At 72.4% G+C, this 11939-nt stretch carries 10 protein-coding genes; 4 read left to right on the top strand and 6 right to left on the bottom strand.

The features are described 5' to 3' along the window. Positions 1 to 112: 112 nt before the first annotated feature. The 4 genes from aztD to aztB form a co-directional block, all read right to left on the bottom strand. Entirely contained in the window at positions 113 to 1315 is a 1203-nt protein-coding gene (gene aztD, locus KUM38_RS23045) for a zinc metallochaperone AztD (RefSeq protein ID WP_217131320.1), read from the bottom strand. Positions 1316 to 1413: 98 nt separating this feature from the next. Further along, positions 1414 to 2373, bottom strand: a complete 960-nt coding sequence (aztC, locus tag KUM38_RS23050) for a zinc ABC transporter substrate-binding protein AztC (protein WP_217131321.1) — start codon at positions 2371 to 2373, stop codon at positions 1414 to 1416. Continuing rightward, positions 2370 to 3620, bottom strand: a complete 1251-nt coding sequence (locus KUM38_RS23055) for a hypothetical protein (protein ID WP_217131322.1) — start codon at positions 3618 to 3620, stop codon at positions 2370 to 2372. Before KUM38_RS23055 ends, aztC begins: the two co-directional genes overlap by 4 nt. Before the next feature lie 15 nt (positions 3621 to 3635). Next, entirely contained in the window at positions 3636 to 4493 is an 858-nt protein-coding gene (gene aztB, locus KUM38_RS23060; protein ID WP_217131323.1) for a zinc ABC transporter permease AztB, read from the bottom strand. 15 nt (positions 4494 to 4508) lie between these two features. Here aztB and aztA point away from each other — a divergent pair, with 15 nt between their 5' ends. The 4 genes from aztA to KUM38_RS23080 all read left to right on the top strand — a co-directional run bounded on the left by aztA (position 4509) and on the right by KUM38_RS23080 (position 7492). After that, a complete protein-coding gene (gene aztA / locus KUM38_RS23065) occupies positions 4509 to 5252 on the top strand; it encodes a zinc ABC transporter ATP-binding protein AztA (protein ID WP_217131324.1) in 744 nt (247 codons plus the stop codon). Positions 5253 to 5635: 383 nt separating this feature from the next. Then, positions 5636 to 5806, top strand: a complete 171-nt coding sequence (gene rpmF, locus KUM38_RS23070; RefSeq protein WP_217131325.1) for a 50S ribosomal protein L32 — start codon at positions 5636 to 5638, stop codon at positions 5804 to 5806. Positions 5807 to 5811: 5 nt separating this feature from the next. After that, the gene (locus tag KUM38_RS23075; protein ID WP_217131326.1) at positions 5812 to 6996 is read left to right on the top strand and encodes a GTP-binding protein; all 1185 of its coding nucleotides are present in this window, start codon (positions 5812 to 5814) and stop codon (positions 6994 to 6996) included. 64 nt (positions 6997 to 7060) lie between these two features. Further along, positions 7061 to 7492: a Fur family transcriptional regulator gene (locus KUM38_RS23080; RefSeq protein ID WP_217131327.1), complete on the top strand. Its 432-nt coding sequence runs from the start codon at positions 7061 to 7063 to the stop codon at positions 7490 to 7492. 446 nt (positions 7493 to 7938) lie between these two features. Here the strand turns inward: KUM38_RS23080 and KUM38_RS23085 are convergent, their stop codons facing one another. Then, a complete protein-coding gene (locus tag KUM38_RS23085; RefSeq protein ID WP_217131328.1) occupies positions 7939 to 9693 on the bottom strand; it encodes an ABC transporter ATP-binding protein in 1755 nt (584 codons plus the stop codon). After that, positions 9690 to 11543: an ABC transporter ATP-binding protein gene (locus tag KUM38_RS23090; protein WP_217131329.1), complete on the bottom strand. Its 1854-nt coding sequence runs from the start codon at positions 11541 to 11543 to the stop codon at positions 9690 to 9692. The genes KUM38_RS23085 and KUM38_RS23090 overlap by 4 nt, the downstream gene beginning before the upstream one ends. Positions 11544 to 11939 lie beyond the last annotated feature (396 nt).

The following is an 11939-nucleotide window of genomic DNA, read 5'->3' on the forward strand; positions in this document are numbered from 1 at the left end:
CGGTGGGCCCGGCGTACATGCCCGTCCAGGAGTGCCGGAGCGGGCCGCGGCGCCCGGCCGCGCCGGGACGTGCCGGCGGACCGGGTGCGCGGCGGCCTTGCCGGGCCGGATGTCAGTGACCGGCGGTGACTCCGGAGAGTTCGTTCGTGCTCTTCGGCAGCGTCACCGACGCGAGCTTCTCGCCTGATTCGATGTCGACGGCGTGCAGCTTGCGCTTGCCCGGTTCGGAGACGTACGCGGTGTGGTCGCGGACGAAGAGGGTGGGCCGGGGCTGCTGCCAGTCCAGCGGCTCCTGCCACTTGTCGACGACGGGGATCTTCTTGTCGACCTTGCCCGTTTCCGGGTCGATGACGTGGAGGGTGCCGTTGGTGCCGAGGACGAGTGCCTCGCCGTGCGGTCCGCGGCCGAGCGAGCGGAAGGAGTAGCTGGTGCCGAGGTCGACCAGGCGCAGCTTCGCGGTTTCGGTGTCGATGAGGGAGATGCGGGTGGGCCGCTCGAGTTCGGCGTCGGGGTCGGTCTTGTAGTCGCCCAGGAGGATCGGGGAGGTGTCGCTGCCGGCCTGGTTGCCGATGCGGCCGTAGTCGTCGGGGGCGTCGACCTTGGTGAACTTGCCGTCCTTGTAGATGAGGATGCCGTCCTCGCAGCCGACGGCGACGGCTTCGTCCTTGGCGGCGGCCTCACCGTGGACGCCGGGGCAGTTCTCGTTGCGCGCGATCTCCTTGTCGTTCTTGTCGAGGACGAGGGCACCGGTGCGCTTCTCCTCGGTGCCGAGGGTGCTGAGCAGTTCGCCGTTGCTCAGTTCGATGGCGACGCCGTGGTGCGCCTCGGCGGAGCTGTAGGTGCGGCCCTCGGGCTTCTTGCCGCCGGCGAGGTCGGCGGGGTCGAAGACGTTGACCTCGCCGGTGCCGTCGGTGAACAGGACCGTCTTGCCGGCGTGCCGGACGACGTGGCCGGGCTTGGCGCCCTCGTAGGTGATGCCGGTGAAGGTCTGCTCGGCGGCGTTCAGGACGCGGAAGCCGGCGTCGGTGGAGACGATGACGTGGTCGTCGTCGCCTGCGGGGTTGACGCGGTTGAAGCCGGGCAGCTCGATCGTCTTGGCCGGCTTCAGGCTCTCGCCGTCCAGGACGTACAGGCCGCCGTCGAAGGTGGCGACGAGGGGGTCCTTGACCGCGGCGGGCTTGGCGCTCGGGGAGTCCTTCGCCGCCTTCGTGTCGGAGGAGGTGCTGTCCCCTCCCCCGCAGGCGGTCAGGACCGTGGAGACGGCGAGGGCGAGGGCGGTCGCGGTGAAGGCTCTGTTGCGCATCGACTTGTTCACTGTGTGTTCCTTTCGGGCCGCGCGGAGGCGGTGTCGGTGTGTCGGGGGGTGACGGCCGGCCGCGCCGGCGCCGGCGCGGTGGCCGTGGAGGCGGGAATTCAGTCGCCGGTCAGGCCGTCGGTCATGGCGGTGGTGTTGGCGCGCATCATCTGCAGGTAGGTGCCGGCGCCCTCGCCCTTGTCGGTCAGCGACTCGGAGTAGAGCTCGACGACCCGTACCTGGTCGCCGAGTTCGGTGCGCAGGACCTCGGCCAGCCGCTTGGGCTGGGAGGAGTCGGCGAACACCGTCCGGACCCCGGCCTCGCGCATGGCTTCGGTGAGCGAGCGCAGATCGGAGGAGCTGGGGGAGGCCAGCGTGGTGCCGCTGGGGATGACCGCGCCGATCACCCGGAAGCCGAAGCGGTCGGCGAGGTAGCCGAAGACGTGGTGGTTGGTCACCAGCGCCCGCTTCTCCTCGGGGATGTGGTCGAAGGACTTCTCCATCCAGGTGGTGAGACCGGCGAGTTGCTCGTCGTAGCGGTCGGCGTTGGCGCGGATCGTCTTCTCGTCCACGCCGTCCACGTGCTCGATCACCTGGTCGGCGATCAGGCCGGCGGCCTTGCGGACGCGGTCGGGGTCGGTCCAGAAGTGCGGGTCGGGCTGCCCCGCCTCCTCCTTGGGACCGCCCTCGTCGTGCACCTGGAAGGTGAGGGGGTCCACCGCCTTGCCGGCCTCGAAGGTGGCCACGCCGGATTCGCGGGCGGCGTCCACGTGCCGCAGTACGTTCTCCTCCAGGCCCAGTCCGTTGAAGACCACCAGGTCGGCGCGCTCCAGTTCGGCGGCCTGCACGGCCGACAGGCCGAAGGAGTGCGGGTCGGCGTTCGGTTTCATCAGCACCGTGACCTCGGCCTCGTCGCCGACTGTCTCCCGGGTGATGTCGCCGAGGATGTTGGTCGTCACCACGACCCTGGGCCGGTCGTCGGTGCTCGCGCAGGCGGTGGCCGCGGCCGCGAGGACGAGGGCGAGCAGGGCCGGCAGCAGGCGGCGCAGCCGGGGAAGGGGTCGCTTCGGTGTCGTCATCGTCCGGTCTCCACCATCAGGGCCGGCTCCATGTCGAGGTCGAAGGTGCGGGCGACGCGCAGGTTGTCGTTGTAGTCGATCTCGTACACGCGGCTGCCCGCGGGGTCGTTGAGGTAGGCCCGGCTGCGGTCGACCTCGATGGCGGGGCCCGCGGTGCCGCCGGTGCGGGCCTCATCGATGTCGGTCAGGAGCCGCTCGGTCCTGGACACCTGCTTGCCCGTGGCGATGTCGTAGCCGTGCAGGGCTCCGTCGTCCTGGAGGACGAGCAGCGGGGAGCCCTCGCCGGCGGTGTTGACGGCGAGGACGGGTCCGGTCCTCACCCGTGTCCAGGTGCGTTCGGTGACGTCCAGCACCCACACCGCACGGTTCCCTGCCCGCGCCGTGAGCGTGTCGCTCCCTGCCCGGTGGTGGAAGGACGATGCGCGTTCCCCCGCGGGGACGTCGGCGCCGTACGGTATCTCCTCAGCCGTGAAGCCGCCGTCGTCCTCGCTGATCAGCAGGGCGCCGTCCGCGCAGCCGAACACGACTCCGCGCCGGGTGACGGCGTCGCCGCGCGGGTCCTCGCACTCCGCCTCCGGCGCGGCGACCCGCTTGCCCTTCCGGTCGCGCACCACGACCTTTGTGGCTCCGTCCGCGTCGGCCGTGAGGGCGAGGAGGTGTTCCGCGTACGGCACGACGGCGCTCGCGTGGGTTCCGGGCAGTGGGCGGGGGTTGCCCACCTCGCCCTTCTCCAGTTCGGTCCGCCGGTAGAGGGCGGCCCGGCCGTCCCGGCCGGTCACTGCGGTCACGGCGGCGTCGCTGCGGACCCGCGCGCCGGTGCCTGCGGGTATGCGGCCGGCGTCGCGTATCGCGGCGCGGTAGTAGTGCACGTGGTCGCCGTGGTCCACCGTCCAGGCACCGCCGTCGAGGACACGGGTGCCACTCGCGGTGTGGAGGTAACCGAACCGGCCGTCCGTGGTGAGCCCCGAGGCACCGGTGCTCCGGGACACCTGGTGCACCTTCCCGGTGATCAGGTCCAGTACCCGGGTGTCGCCGGTGCCCGGATCGTTGAGCAGCAGCCGGGACTGCTGCTCGGCCGCCTCCTGCGCTCCCTCGACGTAACCGTGCGGAGTGGCGGAGGCGGACGGACTCCCCTTCGGGGCGGACGCGTTGCCGTCCTGCCCCGCACAGCTCGTGGCGAGCAGCGCGAGGGACACGAGCGCGATCGGCCCCCATGCAGTGACGTTTCTTCGGACGAACAAGGACATCGCCTCAGGTCTTTCTCAGTCGGTTGTCGCCGGACGGGTGCCGGCCGAACGGGCGCGGCGACGGTGGCGGATGCCGGATGCCAGGTGGGACAGGAAGAACAGGCCCACCGCGAGAGCCGAGACGGTCGCGCCGGCGGCGGTGCTCAGGTGCCAGGACAGCAGCAGGCCGCCGAACGTGGCGGTCACACCGATGAGCGCTGCGAGCACCATCACGCCCCGCACGCTCCGTGCCCATGGCAGCGCGGCCGCCGGCGGAGCGATGAGCAGGCCCAGGACCAGCAGCGTCCCCACGATGTGGAACGAGGCGACGATGGCCAGCGCCAGCAGTCCCAGCAGCACGGCGTGGGCCAGACGGGGCCGCAGGCCGAGCGTCCGGGCCTTGCGCGGGTCGAACGCCAGGGCCAGGAAGGCCCGGTGGCCGAGGACCGACACGGTCAGCGCCAGCAGCAACGCCCCGCCCAGCAGCACCAGGTCCTGTTCACGGACGGCGAGGACGTCACCGAAGAGGAAACCGGTCAGGTCCACCGCGAAGGACTGCGACCGCGACACGATGATGACGCCGAGCGACAGCATTCCCACGAAGAGCAGGCCGATCCCGGTGTCCTCCGACAGCCGCGGCCTGCGGCCGAGGGCGGTGACACCGGCCGTCATGACAGCCGCGCTGAGCAACGCCCCCACCAGCAGGTTCCCTCCCAGAAGCGCGGACAGCGCGACTCCGGGCAGCAGCCCGTGGGACATGGCGTCGCCGAGGAAGGCCATTCCCCTGAGCACCACCCAGGTTCCCGCCAGGGCGCAGATCGCCGACACCAGGACGCCGCCCCACAGCGCCCGTTGCACGAAGGTCACCTCGAAAGGGCCTGTCAACCACTCCATGCGGAGCACACTACAATGAAAATCATGTTCAAGAAACAGGACGCTCCGCCCTCCGCCGCCGAGGACGCGACGTTCCGCATCCGGATCGCCCAGCTGTCCGCGGGCTACGCCGGCCATCCCGTTCTCCACGAACTCGACGCGGACATCAGGGCGTTGGCCACCACCGCGCTCGTCGGCCCCAACGGCAGCGGGAAGTCCACCCTGCTCGGCGTACTGGCCGGCGTGATCCATCCCACAGCCGGCACGCTCCATCACTTCGGCGGTCGGCCACCGGCGTTCGTCCCCCAGCGCGGTGCCGTCGGCGACGCACTGCCGTTGACGGTCCGGCAGACCGTGGAGATGGGACGCTGGGGCGAACGCGGTCCGTGGCGCCGGCTCACCCGTCAGGACCGGGCCGCGGTGGACTCGGCCCTGGACCGCCTCGGCATCGCCGACCTGGCCGCACGGCAACTCGGCGAACTGTCCGGCGGGCAGAGACAGCGCGCTCTGATCGCCCAGGGACTCGCCCAGGAGTCGGACCTGCTCCTGCTGGACGAGCCGACCACGGGGCTCGACCCCGAGGCCAGGGAACGCATAGCGACGCTGCTGACGGATCTGGTCGACGACGGCGTCACCGTCGTCCACGCCACGCACGACCTGGACGCCGCCCGCTCCGCCGACGCCTGTCTCCTGCTGCGCGAGGGCCGCCTGGTGGGTCAGGGGCACCCCGAGCAGCTCCTCACCCCCTCGTCGCTCGCCCGGATCTGGCGATTCGGCTGAGGCGGCACCGACGGCGGTCCTCCCGCACCCCAGCCCGGTTCCAAGGGGCCGGCGACGGCGACACGGCGCACAAGGCGTTCGGGCAGGGCCCAGGAAGCGCCCCCATCCCGAATGCCCGGGAGCGGCACGGCGCCCTCAGCGGAACCGAGGCATACGCGCGGCCGACGTGCGCAGACGTGACGGCACCGCGGCCTGACACCCCGGCTTCAGGCGCTTGCCACCGCCGGCGCGCGGCCACTTGCCCACCTCCTGCCGCGACATGCCGTCCAGCGACAGCTATCGGATATGAAAACCGTTGTCGTATGCTGTCGGTGTCTCCCCGCGCGGTGTCGTGGTTGACGATCTCCGACCCGACTCCCTGTCCTGACCGAGAGGAACCACTCATGGCCGTTCCCAAGCGCAAGATGTCGCGCAGCAACACCCGTCACCGCCGGGCCCAGTGGAAGGCGAGCACGCCGAACCTGGTGCCGGTCACGGTGGACGGTGTGACCTACCGGGTCCCGCAGCACCTCGTGCCCGCCTACCGGCGCGGCCTGCTGCGCCCGGAGGACTGACGCCGATGTCCTCGAAGCGCCTGCCCGTCACCGTGCTGTCGGGCTTCCTCGGCGCCGGCAAGACCACACTTCTCAACCACGTCCTCACCAACCGCGAGGGCCTGCGCGTGGCGGTGATCGTCAACGACATGAGCGAGGTCAACATCGACGCCGCCCTCGTACGCGGGGGCGAGGCGGCGCTCTCCCGGACCGAGGAGCGGCTGGTGGAGATGACCAACGGCTGCATCTGCTGCACACTGCGGGACGACCTGCTGGAGGAGGTCGACCGGCTCGCCCGGGACGGCCGCTTCGACTACCTGCTCATCGAGTCCAGCGGCATCTCCGAACCGATGCCGGTCGCCGCCACCTTCGCCTTCGCCCGCGACGACGGAGCCACCCTGGACGACGTGGCCCGGCTGGACACCATGGTCACCGTCGTCGACGCCGCCAACTTCCTCACCGAACTGGACACCGGGGACGACCTCGCCGAACGGGGCCTGGCCCCCTACGAGGACGACGAACGCACCGTGAGCGACCTGCTCATCGACCAGGTGGAGTTCGCCGACGTGCTCGTGCTCAACAAGCTGGACCTGGTCGGCGACGCCGACGCCGACCGGCTGCGCGCAGTGCTGGCACGGCTGAACCCGCAGGCCCGGCTGGTCACCTCGGTGCACGGCCGCGTCGACGCCCGCGACATCCTGGCGACCGGACGCTTCGACCTGGAACGCGCCCAGCAGGCACCGGGCTGGGTCCAGGAACTCAACGGCGACCACGTCCCGGAGACCGAGGAATACGGCATCTCCTCCCTCGTCTTCCGCTCGGCGGCGCCCTTCCACCCGGAACGGCTCTGGGACTTCGTCACCCGGGACATGGACAGCGGCACGTACGGCCGGGTCCTGCGCTCCAAGGGCTTCTTCACCCTGGCCGGCCGCGACGGCGTGACCGGTCTGTGGTCCCAGGCCGGTTCCGTCGCTCGTTTCGAACCCTCCGGGACCCGCGGTGCCGACGTGCCGCACGCTCAGGAGCTGGTCTTCATCGGTGTCGGCCTGCGGGCGGACCGTCTTCGTGCCGCCCTGGCCGGCTGCCTCATGACCGTGGGAGAGCCGGCGCCCACGACCGATCCCTTCCCCGGCTGGGAAACCGGAGAAGCCGGAGAAGTCTGCGCGCACGAGGACGAACATGGAACCTCGTCCCTGACAGCGGCCGTGTAACCGGACCCGGGACGGTCGAACGCATTCGGCCGTCCCGGCCGCCCCCACCGCTACGGAGGCACACATGCACGGAACGACCCTCGGCGAGTGGCGCCCCACCCCGCAACGGGCCGCCGTTCTGCAGGCGTTGACCGCCTGCGACGGCTTCACCTCCGCCCAGACCCTGCACGCGGCACTCACGGCGGACGGTGTCGTGGTCGGCCTGACCACCGTCTACCGCACGCTCCACCTGCTGGAGGCGTCGGGCCAGGTGGACATGGTGCGCGACAGCGACGGCGAACGCCTCTACCGGCCCCGGCCCGCCGACGGTCACCGGCACTACCTTCTGTGTCGGCGCTGCGGCCTCAGCCTCGCCGTGGACTCCGAGGAGGTCGAGCAGTGGGCGGTCGAGGTGGCGCGCGTCACCGGGTTCCACGACGTGGACCACACCCTCGAACTGACCGGGGTGTGCGACAACTGTCACGCCGGGCGCGACGACGGCCGAACGGACGCCTGACACACGTCTGCCGCGTCCGCTCCTCGATCCGCGCGGGCGAGGACGGCCGTCCGGGGCGGAGCGACGGCCGCCGCCGGCCGACGGCTCGGCGGCGGCGCCCCACGTGGGCGGTCAGGTCCGAGCAGGACCGCGTGTCCGGAGGGAAGTGGTCCCCGTTGACCAGCGCCCCACCGGGGCGGAGCAGGACCGCGAGGGAGCGGCAGGTCTCCGGCAGGACGCGGGCGGGGAGGCAGTGCAGGGCCGTCGCAGAGACGGCGACGTCCAGGCCGCGGGGCAGTTCCCCTGCCGCTTCGGCGACGGACCATCCCACCGTGCTGCGGCCGGGCTACCGCACGCTACGCCGTGACGGTCTTCGACCGCCCGTCCGAGCCGAGGTGGGCACCCGGCCCGGACGGGTGATCGGCGTTCCACATCCCCGTAGCCGCCCCTGACCGCGACCGGGCCGATCACCGGGTCGGCTCCGCCGTGCCGGCCGGCACCAGGCGCCAGCCTCGGCTGCGGCGGCGCCGATCCCAGAAGCGGGCGTAGAGGCCGCCGGCGGCGAGCAGTTGCTCGTGGGTGCCACGCTCGCTGATCCGGCCCTCGTCCAGGACGAGGATCTGGTCGGCGGCCACGACGGTGGACAGCTGGTGGGCGATCACCAGCAATGTGGAGTCCCGCATCAGGGTCCGCAGGGCCTGCTGCACATACTTCTCGTTCTCCGGGTCGAGGGCGGCGGTGGCCTCGTCGAGCAGGACGACGGGGGCGCGCTTGAGGACGGCGCGGGCGACGGAGACACGTTGCCGTTCGCCGCCGGACAGGGAGGCTCCGCCCTCGCCGACGCGCGTCGCCAGGCCGTCCGGCAGCCGCTCGACGATCTCGTCGACGCCGGCGATCCGGGACGCCTCGCGTACCTCCTCGTCGGTGGCGTCGGGCCGGCCCACGCGGATGTTGCCCTCCAGGGTGTCGTCGAAGAGGTACACGTCCTGCTGGACCACGGAGAGCTGGGCCATCAGCTGTTCCACGGGCATCTCGCGCACGTCGGTGCCGCCGACGCGGACCGATCCGGCGTCCACGTCGAAGAAGCGGGCGATGAGCCGGACCAGGGTGGTCTTGCCCGCACCGGACGCGCCGACCACCGCGGTCACGGTGCGCGGCGGGACGCGCAGGGAGACGTCCCGCAGCACCGGGTCCCCGTCGTCGTAGCCGAAGGTGACGTTCTCGAAGACGATCTCGCCGGGGCGGTCGAGGACGGCGCGCTTGTCGGTGTCGGGCAGGGGCGGCTCGTCCAGCAGGGCGGCGAGCCTGCCGAGGTCGTTGCCGGCCATGCGCAGCATGCCGCTCATGCCGGCGGCCTCCGACAGCGGGCCGACGAACCGGGCGGCCAGCGCGAGGAGCGCGACCAGGGCGGCGGGCTCCACGGCGTCGTGCAGGGCCAGGGTCACGCCGGTGGTCACCAGGGCGGCGAAGCACAGCTGGACGGCGAGGCCGCCTGCGAGCAGCCGGGGCATGGTCTCGGCGAGCATCCGGCCGGCCGCCTTGCCGCGTTCCTCCACCGCGGCCTCCAACGGGGCGTAGCCCGCACGGTCGCGGCCGAAGGCCCGCAGGGTCTTCTGTGCCCGCGCGAACTCCACCACCCGGCTGCCGGCGAGGGCGTCGGCGGCATCCCGCCGCCGTTCGCTGCGGCCGATCCAGGAGGCGGACCAGCGGTGGGTGGCGTACAGCAGCGGGGCGCAAGCCACCAGAACCAGCCCGAGGCGCCAGTCCAGGACGAGCAGGGCGAGGGCGACGGTGGCGGGGGTGACGATGCCGCTGACGAGGGGGGTGAGCTGGTGGGCGAAGACGTTGGTGACGGTGAGGGTGCCGGTGGTGGCGCTCCGCGCGACGCGGCCGACCTTCTCGGAGGTGAACCAGCCCAACGGCAGCCGGACCAGATGATCGCCGAGCCGGTCGTGCAGGGTGGTGAGGGTGACGACGGCCAGCCCGAAACCCCGCATGGCCTGCTGGTAGCGGGCGACGCAGGTGACCACGACGAGGACCGCGAGGACCGCCAGGTGCCGCAGGGCTCCGGCGGTGTCGCCGTCGAAGACCGAGCGCAGTACGGGCACCAGGAAGGTCACGGTGACGCCTTCGAGGACCGCGTAGGCGATCAGCCAGGCGAAGTAGCGGCGCAGGGCGCCCCGGTGGTCGGGCCCCAGGACGGTGGCCAGGTGGCGGATCATCGGGCGGTCTCCTCGGTGCCCTCGGCCGGCTCGGCGCCGGGCGCGTCGGCGGGGTTGTGGGCCGCCCACATGCGGGCGTAGCGGCCTCCGGCTGCGAGCAGTTCGGTGTGCGTGCCCTGCTCGACGACCCGGCCCGCGTCCAGGACGACGATGCGGTCGGCGCCGGTGATGGTGGACAGGCGGTGGGCGACCACCAGGACGGTGCGGCCCCGTACCAGGGTGGACAGGGCGTCCTGGATCTCCGCCTCGGACTCCGGGTCGGCGTAGGCGGTGGCCTCGTCGAGGACGAGGACGGGCGCGTCGGCGAGCAAGGCGCGGGCGATGGTGAGGCGCTGTGCCTCGCCGCCGGAGAACCGGGCGTCCTCGCCGACGACCGAGTCGTAACCGCGCGGCAGCCGCGTGACGCGCTCGTGGACGCGGGCGGCGGTCGCGGCGGCGACGAGGTCGTCGTCGGTGGCGTCGGGACGGCCCAGGCGCAGGTTGTCGGCGACCGTGCCGTGCAGCAGCTGCACGTCCTGCAGGACGAACCCGACGTGCCGGTACAGCTCTTCGGGTGCGATGTCGCGGACGTCGGTGCCGCCGATGCGGACCGCGCCGGCGTCCACGTCGTGGAACCTGGGGACGAGGGCCGCGAGGGTGGACTTGCCCGCGCCGGAGCCGCCGACCAGGGCGGTGACGGTGCCGGCCCGGCAGGTCAGGTCGATGCCGTGGAGCACGGGCCGGCCGGGGGCGTAGCCGAAGACGACCCCGTCGAGCACGACGTCGTTGCCGTTCGGCTTCCGCGGCCGGTCGGTGACGGGGAGTTCGGGGAGGTCCAGCAGCGCGGTGATGCGTCCGGCGGCGGCCACGGCCTTGCGCTGTGCGGTCAGGCCCTGGTTGAGGGTGAGCAGGGTGGTGGGCAGGACGGCGGCGACGAGCACCTCGGCGAGGACGTCGGCGGGGGTGACCCAGCCCTCGTGCGTGAACCAGATGCCGCCGGCCAGTCCGACGACGGAGATCACCGGCACGGACAGGGCCATGGAGGTGTACGCGTCCAGTCTCAGCACCGGCCGGACCCAGCCCGCGTACTGGTCGCCGTAGGCGTGCACGGCCTCCCGGTATCCGGCGTGGGCGCGGTGGGTGCCGCCGAACACCTTGACGACGCCGATGCCGTGCACGAACTCCACGACGGCGGCGCCGACCCGGCCGAAGGCGGTGTCCACCGCGGTCATCTTCTCGGCGAAGCCGCGCATCATGAAGGCGTACGCCGTGAAGTAGACCGGCAGGGTGACGAGCGCCAGCAGGGCGAGCCGCCAGTCGACCCACACCAGGTAGCCGAGTCCGGCGAGCGGCAGCGCGATCGCGCCGGACAGTTCGACGTCGTGGTGGGCGGTCAGATGGTGCAGGTCGTCGATGTCCTCCTGGGCGGCCTTGCGGACCTGTCCGGAAGTGGTGGACGAGTACCAGCCCAGCGGTACCCGGCCGAGCTTGGCGACCATACGGCGCCGCAGGCCGGCCTGGAGCCGGCCGTCCGCCAGGTGGGTGATCCACAGGGCGGCGCCGGTGCAGCTCCAGCCGACGACCAGGGCCACGGCGACGACGACGGCCGCGGTGACCACCCGGTCGCGGTCCGGAGGGCCCTCTGCGAGCAGGACCCGGCCGATCTCGGCGATGCCGACGAAGGGCACCAGGGTGGTGACGGCGCCGATCGCGCCCAGCACGATGCCGAGCCGGGTCATCCGGGCGACGGGCCGGCGCAGTTCGCGCAGGGCGTCGGCGGTGCGCCGCCGTTCATCGCGGTCGGCGGTGGCCGACGGGGGTTCGGGCTGCTGCTCGGGGGCGGCCGTGGCTTCGGTGGTGGTCGTGGTCATCGGGGTGTCTTCTCCCTCGGTGTCCCCGGCCCGGCCGCAGCGGGACCGACACCAGGTGCTCGGCGACCATGTGGACGTGCGGCGGTTCGATGACGCCGAAGCGGCCGGTGGGCACATCGGTCATGGTGAACCGGCCCGGGCGGTCGTCGCCGTCGCGAGCCTCCCCCCGGGTGGCCGGCGTGGACCGGGCGGCGCTTCCGCAGGACGTGCGTGCCGCGGTACGGCGTCGTGCGGACGGTGCCGGAGTCGTCGGAACCTCCGGTGGCGCCGGAGCGGACAACCGTACGGACGATGCCGGTGCGGTCGGGCGCCCGCGCGGCCTCGTCGGTGACAGCGGGCACCCCGGCGTGCTCGGCGAACGGCCGCGAGCCGTCTCCGCCCTCGAGGAGGACACCG

Origin of the sequence: Streptomyces sp. AC558_RSS880, assembly GCF_019049255.1 — a bacterium.
In the GTDB taxonomy this organism is placed as follows: Bacteria; Actinomycetota; Actinomycetes; order Streptomycetales; family Streptomycetaceae; genus Streptomyces.